Raw genomic sequence first — 16,960 nt, 5'->3', positions numbered from 1 at the left:
AGACGGCAGCAAGCCTGGCATCGCCCACCGTGATGCCGTTGGATGAATCAGGCCGGTCTCCGGGCTCATGAGCGGCGTGGCGCCGGGCTGCGCGCCTTCCCATGTCATGCGACACAGTGGCTTAGGCACAGCGTTGACTCATTTACCGTTGCGGGGGCAGCGCCGGGTTCGTGTGCACTCACCGGCTTCCCTGTTTCACTCTGTCGAACACAGTCACAGAGCACCTGAAACAAGCGGCGAAGGTTAGAGGGTTGGGGGTGGAGCGTCAATTAAAGCCGCCTGTCGGGGCGCTCATTGGTACGGATCAATAAAATGACGTCAATCTTGTGTGATGCTGCGGCAAGTGATATCAAAGCGACATTACGACCCGATATCACAAGAACAAGAGGGCAAAACATGCAAGGCATGCTCATCAGCAATCCAAAACTGGAATTCCTGCGCCCGGTGCTGGAACGTTGGTTTGATTGTATCGACCGCTACAACGCGGTGCGCGGCGATAACGACACCCCCTACTGGTTCGATGAACGAGCCAATCTCAGCTTGTTGTCGGCCGCCGCCTGGATGGCCGAGATGGTCACGCTGCAGAACGCGCCGACCCGCAAGCAGAATGAAGAAGGCGAACGCAACGTCAGCGCCGACCTGTTCATCGCCAGCACCGATGAGCGTGCCTTCATCCAGGCCACCCAACGCTGGCCCAAGGTCAACAACCTGAACCTGACCCAACCGCTGTTGGAAGCCACCAGCGATGCCAAGCGCATCAGCTACGCCAGCGACCTGAAGCTGGGTTGCCTGTTCGTCTCGCCGCAAAAAGCCCAGCAAAGCGCCACGCCTGAAGAACTGCAGGACATGATCGACGACTTGCAGAAGGAAAACACCTGCGCCGTGGCCTGGTACTTCCCCTATGCCTATCGCAAGTTGCGCAACGAGGCCGGCCAATACCATCCAGGCATTGCCGTGCTGTTCAAACAGGCCCATGGCTGACTCATTACTGTGGGAGCGAGCTTGCTCGCGATAGCGGCGCACCTGGCAACATCTATATTGACTGTCCTGCCGCCATCGCGAGCAAGCTCGCTCCCACAAGGTTTTGCGCGCAGTTTGAACCATCCGTGCGTCTACGCTTCTCTATGAATAACTATATGCATTCATAGGGAAGCCAGCATGTTCAAGCCACCTCATCTCCTGATTGTCGCCCTCGCCGCCGGGCTTGCCGCCTGCGGCGAATCGTCCACCCTGCAGGTTTCCGACGGCACCGGCCCGGCACCGAAACTGCCTGAACCGAACAAGACCCTGGTCCCCACCGTCAACATCGCCGAAGCCGTCGGCTGGCCGCAAGGCGCCAAGCCGACCCCGGCCCAGGGCCTGCAAGTAGGCGCGTTCGCCGAAGGACTGGATCATCCGCGCTGGCTTTACGTGCTGCCCAATGGCGATGTGCTGGTGGCCGAAACCAACGCCCCACCCAAACCGGACGATTCCAAGGGCATCCGTGGCTGGGTGATGAAAAAGGTCATGGGCCGCGCCGGTGCCGGGGTGCCCAGCCCCAACCGCATCACGCTATTACGCGACGCCAACCACGATGGCATCGCCGAAACCCGTACGGTGTTCCTGGAAAACCTCAATTCGCCGTTCGGCATGACCCTGGTGGGCAATGACCTGTACGTGGCCGACACCGACCGACTGATCCGCTTCCCGTACAAGGACGGTGACACACAGATCAAGGCGCAGCCGACCAAGGTCGTCGACCTGCCGGGCGGCACCCTCAACCATCACTGGACCAAGAACGTGATCGCCAGCCGTGACGGCAGCAAGTTGTACGTCACCACCGGCTCGAACAGCAACGTCGCGGAAAATGGCATGGAGGCCGAAGAAGGTCGCGCCGCCATCTGGGAAGTGGACCGGGCCAGCGGCAATCACCGGATCTTCGCCTCAGGCCTGCGCAACCCCAACGGCCTGGCCTGGGAACCTCGCAGCGGGGCCCTGTGGACGGCGGTAAACGAACGGGACGAGATCGGTAGCGACCTGGTGCCGGACTACATCACCTCGGTCAAGGACGGCGCGTTCTATGGCTGGCCCTACAGCTACTACGGACAGCACGTCGATACCCGGGTCGAACCACAGAACCCGGCCCTGGTGGCCAAGGCCATCGCCCCGGACTACGCCGTCGGCCCCCACACCGCCTCACTGGGCCTGACCTTCGCCGAAGGCAGCACCCTGCCTGCACCGTTTACCGAAGGGGCTTTCGTCGGTCAGCACGGCTCTTGGAACCGTAAGCCCCACAGTGGTTATAAAGTGATTTTCGTACCGTTCAACGGCGGCAAACCCGTGGGGCAACCGGTGGATGTGCTGACCGGCTTCCTGAACGCCGACGAAAAAGCCCAGGGCCGGCCGGTGGGCGTGGTCATCGACAAGCAGGGTGGTTTGTTGGTGGCTGATGACGTGGGGAACAAGATCTGGCGGGTGTCTGCCAAATAGTGCTGATCGCACTCTCTTGTGGCGAGGGGATTTATCCCCGCTGGGCTGCAAAGCAGCCCTAAAGCCTGAAATCCAGAATTTTCAGGCCGATCACATCCAAGCCACTATTTTAGGGGGCTGCTGCGCAGCCCAGCGGGGATAAATCCCCTCGCCACGGATTTGCGCTGCCTGAACATTCGCATCAGGGATTACGCGCCAGGTGTTCCGACTGCAACACACGCTTGGCGCCCAGGTAAGCCTTCTGCCAATAGGCCTTGGACAGGCTGTCGAGCTTGACCGTGCCGCCCGTGGCCGGCGCGTGGACGAAGCGCCCCTCGCCAACATAGATCCCGGCATGGCTGACCTGAGAGCCGCCGTTGGTGGCGAAGAAAATCAAATCGCCGGTCTGCAAGGCGTTCTTGCCGACATCCGGCGCGCGCATGCCGATCATCTCGCGCGTGGAGCGCGGCAGGGAAATACCGGCGGCATCGCGGTACACATAACCGATCAAGCCACTGCAGTCGAAACCCGAATCCGGTGTATTACCACCCCAGCGGTACGGCGTCCCCACCAGGCCCAGCGCCCGGAACAGGACGTCTTCGGCGGCCGGGGAAAAGGATTGCGGGGGAGCAAAGACCACCGGGGCCCGCACCACAGGTGCTGGCGGCGGGGTACGGCTGGCGCACGCACTGAGCAGTGCGGCGAGGAAGATGAGCGCGAGGCGGGCCGACGTCGACATATGCAGAACAATCCTGATCTGGATGCGGCTTTTCTGCCGTGGGCATGAAAACAAATCCGCCTGCGTAGTACGCAGGCGGATTGCCATCAATCAATGATCAAGGATTCTAGCGGCTATGTGGCAAACTTCAAGTAAGACTTTAAGTTTGCCTTACAAACTGTGTGCTTACTTGCGAGCAGTGACCACAGTCGGTGCCATGGCGAGGGCGCGCTTGGCTTCGATGAAGGTCTTGCTCCAGTAGCTGTCGCCCAGGCTGTCGATGCGCACGCCACCGCTGCGGCGGCTGCTGGAATGGATGAACTGGTTGTCGCCCAAGTAGATACCGGCATGGCTGACGCGACCGCGACGACCGTTGGTGCTGAAGAACAGCAGGTCACCGGGCTCCAGCTGATTGCGCGCTACCAGTGGGGCGTTCACGTTGATCATTTCGCGAGTGGAGCGCGGCAGGTTCATGCCAGCCTCTTCGCGGAACAGATAACCGATGAAACCGCTGCAATCGAAGCCTGCTTCGGAAGTACCGCCAAAACGGTAGCGGGTACCGATCAACGACATGCCACGTTCCAGGATGCTGTCAGCCAGTACTGGAAGCTGGTAAGGCTTGCTGCCAGCGAAGGCTGCGAGCTCTTTGTCGGAAGCCATTTCTTCCTGGAACGCAACGGAGGAAGACTGGGCGGTAACGGAATTCTGGACCCTTGGTTGTGGCGCTTGCTGGGACACTGGAGAGTGGGCAGCGCAACCGAACAACAGGGTAACGAGTGCGAGAGGCACGAGGGGTGCGAAGCGATTTAGCATGGGCACGACCGTGGCTGAAGTAGTAAAGATGGCGAGACTATGCCTTCTATCAACCTCATTTGCAAATTCAATCGATGCAAATGTGACTTCTCGGTTTTACGTTTACATCTAAGCGCTTAAGCCCATTTTGAACCTTACGCAGCCTGCAACCCAGCAGGACCGCGGGTTTCGCCGCGTCCAGAACAGGCCATGAGCCACTACTTACAACGGTTCTACCAGCCCAAAGTTTCTTTCAAAAAAGGAATAGTCAGCTTGCGCTGGGCCTGGAGCGAGGCTTGGTCGAGGCGCTCGAGCAGCTCGAACAATGCGCTCATGCTGCGGGTGCCACGAGTGAGGATGAAATGCCCGACTTCGTCGGTCAGGTGCAGGCCACGGCGGGAGGCACGCAGCTGCAAGGCTCGGAGTTTGTCTTCGTCGGACAACGGGCGCATCTGGAAAATCAGCGCCAGGGTGAGACGGGATTTGAGGTCCGCCAGTTTCACCGGCAGCTCCCGAGGCGACGTCGAGGCGGCGATCAGCAAACGCCGACCGCTGTCGCGCAACCGATTGAACAGATGAAACAGCGCTTCTTCCCAGTCAGCCTTGCCGGCCACGGCCTGGAGATCGTCCAGGCAGACCAGTTCGTACTGTTCAAGGTTGTCGAGGATCTCAACGCCGCGATCGAGCAACTCGGCCAACGGCAGGTAAACAGCAGGCTCGCCCAATTGCTCGAACCGCAGGCAAGCGGCCTGCAACAGGTGCGTGCGCCCTACCCCGTCCTTGCCCCACAGGTAGATCAGGCTTTCGGTCCAGCCGGCGTCGGCTTCGCAAAGCCGCTCGACATAGCCGAGTGCAGCGGCATTGGCGCCTGGGTAGTAGTTGATGAAGGTGGCGTCATCACGCAGACGCACACCTAGGGGCAGCTGAATCGGTTTCATGCTGACTGAACAGTTCCAAGGGAACCGTTAGTGGCCTCTGTGTAAAGTTCGCAAAGTTTATACCCGTGACACGGACCGCACAATGCGCCGGACCACGAGCAAAATCAAAGGTTTGCAGCAGCAAGAGGACGGAACGTCGGTTTCCCTGACGCCCCGTCGCGGATTTGCCCTACAGATCAGGGTCTTCAGCGCCGCTATAAATGTCCGAATCCTTGTACAGATCGTGCATATGCCGCACCAGCACCATGATCACCGCCGCCACCGGCAGCGCCAGCAGGATCCCGGTGAAACCGAACAACTCGCCACCGGCCAGGATCGCAAAGATCACCGCCACGGGATGCAGGCCAATGCGGTCGCCCACCAACAGCGGCGTCAGCACCATGCCCTCCAGGGCCTGCCCGACCATGAACACCGCCACGATGCCGACCATCGGGTACAAGTCGCCGCCGAACTGGAACAACCCGGCGATCAACGCCGCACCGATCCCAATCACAAAGCCCATGTACGGCACGATGGCCGCCAGCCCGGCGATCAAGCCGATCAACAGCCCCAGCTCCAGCCCCACCAGCATCAAGCCGGCCGCGTAGATGAAGCCCAGGGCCACCATCACCAGCAACTGCCCCCGCACGAACGCCCCCAACACTTCATGGCATTCGCCGGTCAGGGTCATGATGCGTTCTTCACGCTGACGTGGCAGCAGGCTGCGGATCTTGGCCATCATCAGGTCCCAGTCCCGCAGCAGATAGAAAGCCACCACCGGAATCAGCACCAGGTTCGCCAGCCAGCCGATCAACGCCAGGCCCGAGGCCGTGGCCTGGCTCAACACCACGCCAACGATGTCGGTCGTCTGGCCCATGTGCTCGCTGATGGCGGCCTTGACCTTGTCGAACTTCCAGAAACCGTCGGCCAAGCCCAATTTCGACTGCACCCACGGCATCGCGCTGTGCTGCAACCAATCGAGCATCTGCGGCGCCAATTCGTACAGGCGCACCAGTTGCTTGGCGAGCATCGGTATCAGCACCAGTAACAGGGCGCTCACAATCAGTGTGAACAGCGCAAACACCGTCACCACGCCCCAGGTCCGCGACAGGCCGAGTTTTTCCAGGCGATCCACCACCGGATCGAACAGATAGGCCAACAACAGCGCAACCAGGAACGGTGTGAGGATCGGATGCAGCAAATAGATAAGGGCGAACAGCAGGGCAACCCCACCCAACCAGAACCAACGCCGCGTATCGCCCATGAACCACTCCTAGCTATATAAAGAAAGACAACCTACCAGCGGAACCGCAAATTGGCGGCCGGTGCTGGCGCAGGTGCCGCAACCGGGGCCGAGCCATCGGCGGCGGGCGGCGCGACCGGTACCGGCGCGATGGCCTCACCGGCTGGAACCTCCTGCAGTTTTGCCAGGGCCAACTGCGCCTTCAATTGTTCGGCGCTGCCGTTGACCCGATAGACGATCCGGTCCCCTTCGACCCGCTGCAACTGCCCAGCGAACGGTTCGAGCAAACGCCCCAACGCCGCGTAGCGCTCCAGGTTCATGCCCTGCACTTCCAGCAGTTGTTCCGTGGCCACCCCCGGCTTGGCGACGAAGCGCGGCGCCAGGCGCTGGCTCACCGCGAGCATGACCGCATCGGCCAAAGCCGCAGGATCGGCGCCCTGGGCAGTACCCTGCTCACGCTGGTCCCCCAGCCACAGGCGCCAGGTACCGTGCCACTGGCCGCCTTCTTCCTTCGCATGGACCGCCAGCAAGGCGTCCGCCGCGTAGCGCTCCGACGCATCGCGCAGAGGCGCCGGGTCGCTGCCTTCCAGGTTCGGCGCGGTGGCGACGATCTGCTCGCTCAGATCCGCCAGCGGCAGGTGCAAAGCCAGGCCCCGATGCTGCGCGGCACGCCGCAGCGGCGTGGCGCTGGCTTGGCCATCGCCCACCAGGCTCGAGCCCTCGGCCGAATCGTTCAGCCACCAGCCCAGGATCGATGGCCGGTTCGCGCTCCAGAGCGACAAGCCTGCCGCGCGCAGTGCCCGGTCGGTGCTCGCCGGGTCGAAATCCACCTTGAGGCTTTCCGGCGGGCCGGCGTCGTAGCCATATTGAAGAATGATCTGTTGCGGATCCTGGCGGATGACCGCCAACCCGGGATTCTGGGCCGCCTTGGCATCGCCGGTCAGGCGCAGCACCAGCGTATCCAGGGCGCGCAACGTCGCCTGGTTGCGCTCCTCCGGCGTCTGGTTGGTGACCGGTTCGAGCACTTGATAGAGGCCGCTGACGGTTTCTGCATGGCTCGCCAGGCTGATCAGCGACAAGCAGCCCACGGACAAGAATTTGAACAAACGCATGGAAGATTCCCGGACATAACGGCTGGAACAGGCCGTGTGAAGAAGATTGAGCATGGCTGAGACCACAGCACCCGGCAAAACATTCACACGCCGGTGGAAGTTTCGCACGGTCATCACCATAACCGGTTACCGCTACACCTTATACAGAGGCGTTGCGCAGTACCAATATAAGAAATATCGGTTTTTTTCCGCGGATATGTCCCTGCCCGTCGGCGCGAGGATGGCCGCTGCCCCTCAAGCCTGATAAAATCGCGCGCCTTCGCAGACCGGCAACGGCCGGGTCCCCGGAATAATTCGTACAACGGTTATTCAATGGCCCTGGCGGTCGGTCGTTACCCAGAAATCCCCCCTAAAGGCCTGGATCATGAGCAAGCAACCCTCCCTGAGCTACAAGGACGCCGGTGTAGACATCGACGCCGGTGAAGCATTGGTCGAACGCATCAAGAGCGTCGCCAAGCGCACTGCGCGCCCGGAAGTCATGGGCGGCCTGGGCGGTTTCGGCGCCCTCTGCGAGATCCCGGCCGGCTACAAGCAACCGGTCCTGGTCTCGGGCACCGACGGCGTCGGCACCAAGCTGCGCCTGGCCCTGAACCTGAACAAGCACGACAGCATCGGCATCGACCTGGTGGCCATGTGCGTGAACGACCTGGTGGTGTGCGGTGCCGAGCCGCTGTTCTTCCTTGACTACTACGCCACTGGCAAACTGAACGTCGACACCGCTGCCCAGGTCGTGACCGGCATCGGCGCCGGCTGCGAACTGGCCGGCTGCTCCCTGGTCGGCGGCGAAACCGCCGAAATGCCAGGCATGTACGAAGGCGAAGACTACGACCTGGCCGGCTTCTGCGTCGGCGTCGTGGAGAAAGCCGAAATCATCGACGGTTCGAAAGTCGCGGCCGGCGATGCCCTGCTCGCCCTGCCATCCTCCGGCCCGCACTCCAACGGCTACTCGCTGATCCGCAAGATCATCGAAGTCTCGGGTGCCGACATTGAAAACACCCAGCTCGACGGCAAGCCGCTGGCCGACCTGCTGATGGCCCCGACCCGCATCTACGTCAAGCCGCTGCTCAAGCTGATCAAGGACACCGGTGCCGTCAAGGCCATGGCCCACATCACCGGTGGTGGCCTGCTGGACAACATCCCGCGCGTGCTGCCAAAAGGCACCCAGGCCGTGGTCGACGTGGCAAGCTGGACCCGTCCGGCGGTGTTCGACTGGCTGCAAGAGAAAGGCAATGTCGATGAAACCGAAATGCACCGCGTGCTGAACTGCGGCGTGGGCATGGTCATCTGCGTGGCCCAGGAGCACGTCGAGACCGCCCTGAACGTCCTGCGTGAAGCCGGCGAACAGCCTTGGGTCATCGGCCAGATCGCTACCGCGGCCGAAGGCGCCGCACAGGTCGAGCTGAAAAACCTTAAGGCACACTGATGTCCGCGACCTGTGACGTGGTGGTGCTGCTGTCCGGCACCGGCAGTAACTTGCAGGCCTTGATCGACAGCACGCGGACCGGCGACAGCCCGGTCCGTATCCGTGCGGTGATTTCCAACCGCGCCGATGCCTACGGCCTGCAACGTGCCAGGGACGCGGGCATCGACACCCGCGTCCTGGATCACAAGGCGTTCGAGGGCCGCGAAGCCTTCGACGCCGCGCTGATCGAACAGATCGACACCTTCAATCCGCAACTGGTCGTGCTCGCTGGCTTCATGCGCATTCTCAGCGCTGGCTTCGTGCGTCACTACCAGGGCCGCCTGTTCAATATCCATCCCTCGCTGCTGCCCAAATACAAAGGGTTACATACTCACCAGCGTGCGCTGGAGGCCGGAGACACGGAGCACGGCTGCTCCGTGCACTTTGTCACCGAGGAACTCGATGGCGGACCACTGGTCGTACAGGCAGTAATACCGGTAGAGTTGCACGACACGCCGCAAAGTCTGGCGCAACGGGTTCACGCCCGCGAGCACCAGATCTACCCCATGGCCGTGCGTTGGTTTGCCGAAGGAAGGCTGACCCTCGACGATCGCGGTGCCTCACTGGACGGCCAGTTGCTCGCCGCCAGCGGCCATTTGATTCGATACTAGGAGATTTTATGCGTCGCGCCCTGCTCTTCGCTTGCGCTCTGCTTGCCTTGCCCCTGGCACAGGCCGCAGAACTTCAACCGTTCTCCGCCAGCTACACCGCCGACTGGAAACAGTTGCCCATGAGCGGCACTGCCGAGCGCAACCTGACCAAGGAGGCCAACGGCACCTGGAAGCTGAGCTTCAAGGCTTCGATGATGATCGCCAGCCTGACCGAAGAAAGCACCCTGACCCTGGACAAGGACACCCTGCTGCCACAGTCCTACCACTTTGAACGGGGTGGCCTGGGCAAGGCCAAGAAGGCTGACCTGGACTTCGACTGGAACACCAAGATGGTCACCGGCACCGATCGCGGTGACGCGGTCAAGCTGCCGCTCAACCGTGGCATGGTCGATAAATCCACTTACCAGCTGGCCCTGCAACATGACGTGGCGGCTGGCAAGAAAAGCATGAGCTATCAGGTCGTGGATGATGGTGAAGTCGATACCTATGACTTCCGTGTCCTGGGCTCGGAGAAGGTCGACACCAAGGCCGGACAGATCGATGCGATCAAGGTCGAGCGCGTGCGCGACCCGACACAAAGCAAGCGCATCACCGTGCTTTGGTTCGCCAAGGACTGGGATTACCTGCTGGTGCGCCTGCAACAGGTCGAGACCGACGGCAAGGAGTACAACATCATGCTCCAGGACGGCACGGTCAACGGCAAGGCTGTGAAAGGCAGCTGATCCACACTGATATCAAGAAGCCCCGCACCTGCGGGGCTTCTTTTTGCCCAAACTTTCATGAATGCCTACATTCCCTGGCGGGCTCGCTCCCACAGGGTTTGTGTTCATGGAGGATGCCCCCTGCAACATGAAATCTTCTTCATGAACAACACCTGCGACCGAATGCCGCGCATCACCTGGCCTGCAGGATTGTTGCGCTTTCCATGAAAACTTCTTAACGAACCGGGGCATTTACTTAGCACGCTATCAAAATCTATAACAAAGCCCTGCACACGCCTTGCTGCAGATAACAGAGATTGGAGCTTGCAAGATGACTGTGAAAGTAACTGAACGCGACGACGCCCACATGTCCCACGAAGGTATTGCCGCCGGTATCCGGATCTGGGATGTGCATCAACAGGATCTGCTGGTGGGCATGTTCCACTCCGAAACGGACGCCCATAGCTACAAGGCTGAGCTGGAGCGTGAGGAACGGCTGCGCTCGCGTGAGGCGGCGGGATCGTAAGAACACCATAGCCCCTGTGGGAGCCGAGCTTGCTCGCGATGGCGGTATACCAGCCAGGTAATGTACTGACTGACACGCCGCCATCGCGAGCAAGCTCGGCTCCCACACAAGCTCGGCTTCCACAGGTTTTGTGTTTAGCTCATTGGCATTGCGCCAGGCTTACCACATCAAATCATCAGGAATCTGATACGCCGCGTACGGATCATCGGCATCCACTTCTTCGGTCTGGGTATTGAGCTGGACGATGCGCTTGGGGTCGCGTTCCTGGATCTTCAGGGCTGCCTCGCGCGGGATCACTTCGTAGCCGCCGGCATGGTGGACGATCGCCAGGGAGCCACTGCTCAACTTGTTGCGCATCAGCGTATTGACCGAGATGCGCTTGACCTTCTTTTCGTCGACGAAGTTGTAATAATCCTCGGTGTTCAGCTTCGGCAGGCGCGAGACTTCGATCAATTGCTTGATCTGCGCGGCCCGGGCCTTCTGCTCGACCTTTTCCTGCTGCTGCCGGTTGAGTTCCTGGTCGCGCTTGACCTTTTCGGCCATGGCTTCCTGGGCGGCGCGTTGCTGGGAATCATCCAGTTCGATCTGGCCTTTGTGGGCCAGGCGCTGCTGCTTCTGTTTCTCTTTGCCGACCTGCTTGGCCTGCTTTTGGTTGACCAGCCCTGCTTTGAGCAACTGGTCGCGAAGGGAAAGGCTCATGGTGCTTACTCACTTAGGCAACGGCCTCAGCCACAGCTGGGCAAATTCTTTTCCTGACGTTTGGCTTCGCCCCACAAGGCGTCCAACTCTTCGAGGGTGCAATCTTCCATGGGACGGTGGGTATCGCGCAATGCCTGTTCGATAAATCGGAACCGTCGCTCGAACTTCCCGTTGGCGTCGCGCAGCGCGGTTTCCGGGTCGACCTTGAGGTGGCGAGCCAGGTTCACCACGCTGAACAGCAGATCGCCGATCTCGTCGCTGATGGCCACCGGATCGTTGTCAGCCATGGCTTCGAGCACTTCGTCCAGTTCCTCCCGGACCTTGTCGAGCACCGGCAACGGGCCTGGCCAGTCGAAACCGACCTGCCCGGCACGCTTTTGCAGCTTCGCCGAACGGGACAACGCCGGCAGCGCCCCCGGCACATCATCGAGCAGCGACAATTGCTCGGGCGCCGAGGCTTTCTCGGCCCGTTCCTCAGCCTTGATTTCCTCCCAGCGCCGCTTGACCTGCTCTTCGCTCAAGCGCGGGATATCCACCGGCGCATACAGGTCACCGGTAGGAAACACATGGGGATGGCGGCGGATCAGCTTGCGGGTGATGCTGTCGACCACGCCGGCGAATTCGAAGCGGTTTTCTTCCCGGGCCAACTGGCTGTAGTACACCACCTGGAACAACAGGTCGCCCAACTCGCCCTGCAAGTGATCGAAATCGCCGCGCTCGATGGCATCGGCTACCTCGTAGGCTTCTTCAAGGGTATGGGGAACGATGGTGGCGTAGGTTTGCTTGATGTCCCACGGGCAGCCGTACTGCGGATCCCGCAGGCGGTTCATCAGGTGGAGCAGGTCTTCAAGGCTGTACATCAATCCATCCCATCACAAAAAGCCCTGTGGGAGCGAGCTTGCTCGCGATGACGGAACACCAGTCAACCTCTCTGTCACTGATAGACCGCTATCGCGAGCGAGCTCGCTCCCACATTTTTGGACTGCGCTTAACCTGGCGTCCGGTTACGCCGGGTCTCGATGATGTTCGGCAACTGGGAGATCCGCCCCAGCAACCGCCCCAGCGCATCCAGCCCCGGAATCTCGATGGTCAGGGACATCAGCGCGGTGTTGTCTTCCTTGTTCGAACGGGTATTGACCGCCAGCACGTTGATCCGCTCGTTCAGCAACACCTGGGACACGTCACGCAGCAGACCGGACCGGTCGTAGGCGCGGATGACGATGTCCACCGGGTAAGTGAGCACCGGCACCGGGCCCCAACTGACCTGGATGATCCGCTCCGGTTCACGACCGGCCAGTTGCAGCACCGAGGCGCAGTCCTGGCGGTGAATGCTCACGCCGCGGCCCTGGGTGATGTAGCCGACGATCGCATCCCCCGGCAATGGCTGGCAGCAACCGGCCATCTGGGTCATCAGGTTGCCCACGCCCTGGATCTGGATATCGCCGCGCTTGCCCGGTTTGTAGCCGGTGGCCTTGCGCGGGATCAGCTCCAGTTGCTCGTTGCCACGCTCCGGCTCCACCAGTTGCTGGGCCAGGTTGACCAACTGCGCCAGGCGCAGGTCGCCGGCACCGAGGGCGGCGAACATGTCCTCGGCGGTTTTCATGTTGGCTTTTTCGGCCAGTTTGTCGAAGTCCACCTGCGGCAGCCCCAGGCGCCCGAGCTCACGCTCGAGCAGGGTCTTGCCGGCGGCGACGTTCTGGTCGCGGGCCTGCAGCTTGAACCAGTGGACGATTTTCGCCCGCGCCCGGGATGTGGTGATGTAGCCCAGGTTCGGGTTCAGCCAGTCGCGGCTCGGCGTACCGTGCTTGCTGGTGATGATTTCGACCTGCTCACCGGTCTGCAGGCTGTAGTTGAGCGGCACGATCCGCCCGTTGATCTTGGCGCCACGGCAGTTGTGGCCGATCTCGGTGTGGACCCGGTAGGCAAAGTCCAGCGGTGTCGCGCCCTTGGGCAGGTCGATCGCGTGGCCGTCGGGGGTGAAGATATAGACCCGGTCCGGTTCGATGTCGACGCGCAGCTGTTCGGCCAGGCCGCCGATGTCACCCAGTTCCTCATGCCACTCGAGCACCTGGCGCAGCCAGGAAATTTTCTCTTCGTAGTGGTTGGACCCGGACTTGACGTCGGTGCCCTTGTATTTCCAGTGGGCACAGACCCCCAGCTCGGCTTCCTCGTGCATGGCGTGGGTGCGGATCTGCACTTCCAGCACCTTGCCCTCGGGGCCGATCACCGCCGTGTGCAACGAGCGGTAGCCGTTTTCCTTGGGGTTGGCGATATAGTCGTCGAACTCCTTCGGAATGTGCCGCCACAAGGTGTGGACGATCCCCAGCGCGGTGTAGCAGTCGCGCATTTCCGGGACCAGCACACGAACGGCGCGAACGTCGTAGATCTGGCTGAATTCCAGACCCTTGCGCTGCATTTTTCGCCAGATCGAGTAGATGTGCTTGGCCCGGCCACTGATGTCGGCTTCCACGCCGGTGGCCTGCAACTCTTCGCGCAACTGGGTCATCACATCGGTGATGAAGCGCTCGCGATCCAGGCGCCGCTCATGCAACAGCTTGGCGATCTGCTTGTATTGGTCGGGCTCCAGGTAGCGGAAGGACAGGTCCTCCAGCTCCCACTTGATGTGACCGATGCCGAGACGGTGGGCCAGGGGTGCATAGATGTCGAACACCTCCCGGGCGACGCGATTGCGCTTTTCGTCATCGGCGGACTTCACGGCACGGATCGCGCAGGTGCGCTCGGCCAGCTTGATCAGCGCGACGCGCACGTCGTCGACCATCGCCACCAGCATCTTGCGCAGGTTCTCCACCTGGCCCTGGGTGCCCAGCACCATGGATTGGCGCGGGCTGAGGCTGGCACTGATAGCGGCCATGCGCAGCACGCCGTCGATCAGCTTGGCCACCACGGTGCCGAAGCGCTGGCTGACCACCGGTAGCTGGATCTGCCCTTCGCGCACGCCGCGGTACAGCACCGCCGCCACCAGGGAGTCCTGGTCGAGCTTGAGGTCAGCGAGAATTTCGGCGATCTCCAGGCCCGTCTGGAAACTCGAGGTGCCTTCGGACCACAGGTTCTTCGCCGCGTTGTGTTGCTGCTCCGCCTCGCGGGCGAACTCGCAGGCGGCCTTCAAGGCTTCGCGATCCAGTGCCATGTCGACGCTGACCGCATGATCGAGCCAAGCCTCGAGATTGATACTGCCGTCGGTGTTGATCGGCTGGTGTGCTCTCACCTGTACCATCTTTACTTACCTTCCCTACGACGCAGATTCAATGCGTCAACTTCGCTGACCTTCGCTGCCCGTGTTTCCGCCCAGGGCTGTGGCGGGTTGGCACGAACGGGTCAGTCGGACAAGCCATCCTGGCTCGCTTCAAATAACGCCATGGCCTCGACATGCGCCGTTTGAGGAAACATATCGAGAATCCCGGCACGTTTTAACCGGTAGCCCTGCTTGATCAGTTCGACCGTATCCCGGGCCAAAGTTGCCGGGTTGCACGATACATAAACCAACCGTTTGGCCCCCAGGGACGACAGCTTGCGCACCACCTCGAAAGCACCGTCACGGGGTGGGTCCAAGAGTACCGCAGAAAAGCCTTCGCCGATCCATTCGGCATCCGTCAGAGGCTGGGATAAATCGGCCTGAAAAAAGGCAGTGTTATTCAAATTGTTGCTGACGGCATTGGCCGCCGCACGGTCCACCATGGTTTGCACGCCTTCCACGGCCACCACTTGGCGCACGCTTTTGGCCAGCGGCAAGGCAAAATTGCCCAGGCCGCAGAACAGGTCCAGCACCCGCTCCTCGGAACGCGGCGCCAGCCATTGCAGGGCCTGGGCGATCATCGCCTCGTTGACCCCGGCGTTCACCTGGATGAAATCCCCGGGCCGGTACGCCAGCTCAAGGTCCCAGGCTTCCAGGCGAAAGCCCAGGGCCTGTCCGGGCTCGACCGGTTGTGGCTCACCTTCACCGTGCAACCACAACTGGGCTGCATGAAACGCGCAGAAATCCTTGAGGATGGTCAAGTCGGCCTCCGACAGCGGCGCCATGTGGCGCAGCAATACCGCAAGGGACGAGCCGGCGAACAATTCCACATGGCCCAGCGCCTGGGGCTTGCCCAGGCGTCGAAGCATCTCCGGCAGGCGACTCATGATCGACTGCAAGGGCTGTACCAGCACCGGACAATCGCCAATGGCGACGATGTCCTGGCTGCCGACGGCACGGAACCCCACTTCGAGTTTTTTCGCCTTCTGATCCCAGCGCACCGCCACGCGGGCGCGACGCCGATAACCGAACTCAGGCCCGCTCAATGGCGCGGCCCATTCATCCGGCTCGACCCCGGCCACCCGCGACAGCTGCTCGGCGAGCATGCGCTGTTTCAGGGCGAGTTGTTCGTCGTGGGGCAAATGTTGGACGCTGCAACCGCCGCAACGACCGGCATGGATACACGGCGCTGCGCGACGCAGGTCACTGGACAGGAACACGCGCTCGGTACGCGCCTCGACCACTTTGCCGTGGGCACCGAGCACCCGCGCCTCGACCTCTTCGCCGGCCAGGGCGCCGATGACGAACCAGGTCCGGCCATCGACAAACGCAATGCCCCGGCCATCGTTGGCCAGGCGCTCGATGGTCAGGCGCTGCTTTTTACCGGTGGGCACTTGCGGGGCCCGGCTTCCGCCGCTGGGCTGGAAGCGCAAGCCTCTTTCATGCTTGGCCATCAGTTGGGCGCGTCGAAAATGCCGGTCGACAGGTAACGGTCGCCACGGTCACAGATGATCGCCACGATCACCGCATTTTCCACTTCCTTGGACAGGCGCAGCATCCCCGCCACGGCACCGCCCGAAGACACGCCGCAGAAGATGCCCTCCTCACGCGCCAGGCGACGGGTCACGTCCTCGGCTTCGCTCTGGGCCATGTCGATGATGCGGTCGACGCGCTCAGCCTGGTAAATCTTCGGCAGATACTCTTCGGGCCAGCGGCGGATGCCGGGAATGGCCGAGCCTTCCATCGGTTGCAGGCCGATGATCTGCACGTTCGGGTTCTGTTCTTTCAGATAGCGCGAGGTGCCCATGATGGTACCGGTGGTACCCATCGAGCTGACGAAATGGGTGATGGTGCCGTCGGTCTGGCGCCAGATCTCAGGGCCGGTGGTGGTGTAATGGGCCTCGGGATTGTCGCCGTTGGCGAACTGATCCAACACCTTGCCGCGCCCCTCGGCCTGCATGCGCTCGGCCAGGTCCCGGGCACCTTCCATGCCCTGCTCCTGGGTCACCAGGATCAACTCGGCGCCATAGGCGGTCATCGCCGCCTTGCGCTCGGCACTGGAGTTGTCGGGCATGATCAGGATCATCTTGTAGCCCTTGATCGCCGCCGCCATCGCCAAGGCGATACCGGTGTTGCCGGAAGTCGCCTCGATCAGCGTATCGCCAGGCCGGATCTGTCCGCGCAACTCGCCACGGGTGATCATCGACAGCGCCGGCCGGTCCTTGACCGAACCCGCCGGGTTATTCCCTTCGAGCTTGAGCAAAAGCGTATTAGTGGTCTCGCCGGGCAAGCGCTGCAAGCGGACCAGCGGGGTGTTGCCGACGCAATCGGCGATGGTGGGGTACTGCAAAGTCATGGCGTATTCGCAATCCGGACTGCGGGGGCGCCTATCATACCGGCAAACCTGGCGCGGCCATATCACGCAAAGTGTGGTGGTTATGGCTTATGGGAATAAGTACGGGCCCGTGGAGAGGGAAC

General features: G+C 61.7%; 16 protein-coding genes and 1 riboswitch. Of the genes, 6 read left to right on the top strand and 10 right to left on the bottom strand.

The window, feature by feature from the left end:
• Positions 1 to 32 precede the first annotated feature (32 nt).
• A riboswitch (cobalamin riboswitch) is annotated at positions 33 to 243 on the bottom strand.
• Positions 244 to 396: 153 nt separating this feature from the next.
• Together BLQ55_RS24675 and BLQ55_RS24670 are read left to right on the top strand one after the other, a co-directional pair.
• Complete coding sequence (locus tag BLQ55_RS24675; RefSeq protein WP_092204047.1) at positions 397 to 981, top strand: hypothetical protein; 585 nt, start codon at positions 397 to 399, stop codon at positions 979 to 981.
• A gap of 177 nt (positions 982 to 1,158) precedes the next feature.
• The gene (locus tag BLQ55_RS24670; protein ID WP_092204045.1) at positions 1,159 to 2,469 is read left to right on the top strand and encodes a PQQ-dependent sugar dehydrogenase; all 1,311 of its coding nucleotides are present in this window, start codon (positions 1,159 to 1,161) and stop codon (positions 2,467 to 2,469) included.
• A gap of 181 nt (positions 2,470 to 2,650) precedes the next feature.
• Here the strand turns inward: BLQ55_RS24670 and BLQ55_RS24665 are convergent, their stop codons facing one another.
• From BLQ55_RS24665 to BLQ55_RS24645, 5 genes are all read right to left on the bottom strand, one after another.
• Positions 2,651 to 3,187 carry a C40 family peptidase gene (locus BLQ55_RS24665; RefSeq protein WP_092204043.1) on the bottom strand — a complete coding sequence of 179 codons (537 nt, stop codon included), beginning with the start codon at positions 3,185 to 3,187 and terminating at the stop codon, positions 2,651 to 2,653.
• A 165-nt stretch (positions 3,188 to 3,352) separates the two neighbouring features.
• On the bottom strand, positions 3,353 to 3,979 hold the full coding sequence (locus tag BLQ55_RS24660) for a C40 family peptidase (protein ID WP_092204041.1): 627 nt from the start codon (positions 3,977 to 3,979) through the stop codon (positions 3,353 to 3,355).
• 212 nt (positions 3,980 to 4,191) lie between these two features.
• Positions 4,192 to 4,896, bottom strand: coding sequence for a DnaA regulatory inactivator Hda (gene hda, locus BLQ55_RS24655; RefSeq protein ID WP_003178999.1), 705 nt, complete (start codon positions 4,894 to 4,896; stop codon positions 4,192 to 4,194).
• 169 nt (positions 4,897 to 5,065) lie between these two features.
• Complete coding sequence (locus BLQ55_RS24650; protein ID WP_092204039.1) at positions 5,066 to 6,139, bottom strand: AI-2E family transporter; 1,074 nt, start codon at positions 6,137 to 6,139, stop codon at positions 5,066 to 5,068.
• 32 nt (positions 6,140 to 6,171) lie between these two features.
• The gene (locus tag BLQ55_RS24645; RefSeq protein WP_092257742.1) at positions 6,172 to 7,230 is read right to left on the bottom strand and encodes a DUF2066 domain-containing protein; all 1,059 of its coding nucleotides are present in this window, start codon (positions 7,228 to 7,230) and stop codon (positions 6,172 to 6,174) included.
• A gap of 364 nt (positions 7,231 to 7,594) precedes the next feature.
• Here BLQ55_RS24645 and purM point away from each other — a divergent pair, with 364 nt between their 5' ends.
• From purM to BLQ55_RS24620, 4 genes are all read left to right on the top strand, one after another.
• Positions 7,595 to 8,653, top strand: coding sequence for a phosphoribosylformylglycinamidine cyclo-ligase (gene purM / locus BLQ55_RS24635; RefSeq protein ID WP_092257739.1), 1,059 nt, complete (start codon positions 7,595 to 7,597; stop codon positions 8,651 to 8,653).
• Positions 8,653 to 9,303: a phosphoribosylglycinamide formyltransferase gene (gene purN / locus BLQ55_RS24630; protein ID WP_060741065.1), complete on the top strand. Its 651-nt coding sequence runs from the start codon at positions 8,653 to 8,655 to the stop codon at positions 9,301 to 9,303. The genes purM and purN overlap by 1 nt, the downstream gene beginning before the upstream one ends.
• 8 nt (positions 9,304 to 9,311) lie before the next feature.
• Complete coding sequence (locus BLQ55_RS24625) at positions 9,312 to 10,025, top strand: DUF3108 domain-containing protein (RefSeq protein WP_060741064.1); 714 nt, start codon at positions 9,312 to 9,314, stop codon at positions 10,023 to 10,025.
• Between the two features lie 310 nt (positions 10,026 to 10,335).
• Positions 10,336 to 10,530 (top strand): hypothetical protein, encoded by a 195-nt coding sequence (locus tag BLQ55_RS24620; protein WP_092257736.1) that lies wholly within the window; start codon positions 10,336 to 10,338, stop codon positions 10,528 to 10,530.
• Positions 10,531 to 10,689: 159 nt separating this feature from the next.
• Here the strand turns inward: BLQ55_RS24620 and BLQ55_RS24615 are convergent, their stop codons facing one another.
• The 5 genes from BLQ55_RS24615 to cysM all read right to left on the bottom strand — a co-directional run bounded on the left by BLQ55_RS24615 (position 10,690) and on the right by cysM (position 16,838).
• Positions 10,690 to 11,229, bottom strand: coding sequence for a DUF2058 domain-containing protein (locus BLQ55_RS24615; protein ID WP_092257733.1), 540 nt, complete (start codon positions 11,227 to 11,229; stop codon positions 10,690 to 10,692).
• 26 nt (positions 11,230 to 11,255) lie between these two features.
• Complete coding sequence (gene mazG, locus BLQ55_RS24610; protein ID WP_092257730.1) at positions 11,256 to 12,089, bottom strand: nucleoside triphosphate pyrophosphohydrolase; 834 nt, start codon at positions 12,087 to 12,089, stop codon at positions 11,256 to 11,258.
• Between the two features lie 128 nt (positions 12,090 to 12,217).
• Entirely contained in the window at positions 12,218 to 14,464 is a 2,247-nt protein-coding gene (gene relA / locus BLQ55_RS24605; RefSeq protein ID WP_014339754.1) for a GTP diphosphokinase, read from the bottom strand.
• Positions 14,465 to 14,565: 101 nt separating this feature from the next.
• Positions 14,566 to 15,936: a 23S rRNA (uracil(1939)-C(5))-methyltransferase RlmD gene (gene rlmD, locus BLQ55_RS24600; RefSeq protein WP_092257727.1), complete on the bottom strand. Its 1,371-nt coding sequence runs from the start codon at positions 15,934 to 15,936 to the stop codon at positions 14,566 to 14,568.
• The gene (gene cysM, locus BLQ55_RS24595) at positions 15,936 to 16,838 is read right to left on the bottom strand and encodes a cysteine synthase CysM (RefSeq protein WP_092204023.1); all 903 of its coding nucleotides are present in this window, start codon (positions 16,836 to 16,838) and stop codon (positions 15,936 to 15,938) included. Before cysM ends, rlmD begins: the two co-directional genes overlap by 1 nt.
• Positions 16,839 to 16,960 lie beyond the last annotated feature (122 nt).

It is taken from the genome of Pseudomonas sp. NFACC13-1 (assembly GCF_900104425.1).
GTDB lineage: Bacteria > Pseudomonadota > Gammaproteobacteria > Pseudomonadales > Pseudomonadaceae > Aquipseudomonas > Aquipseudomonas fluorescens_AA.
Note: the sequence above shows the minus strand (reverse complement) of the source record. Positions and strands in the feature narration are given on the sequence as shown.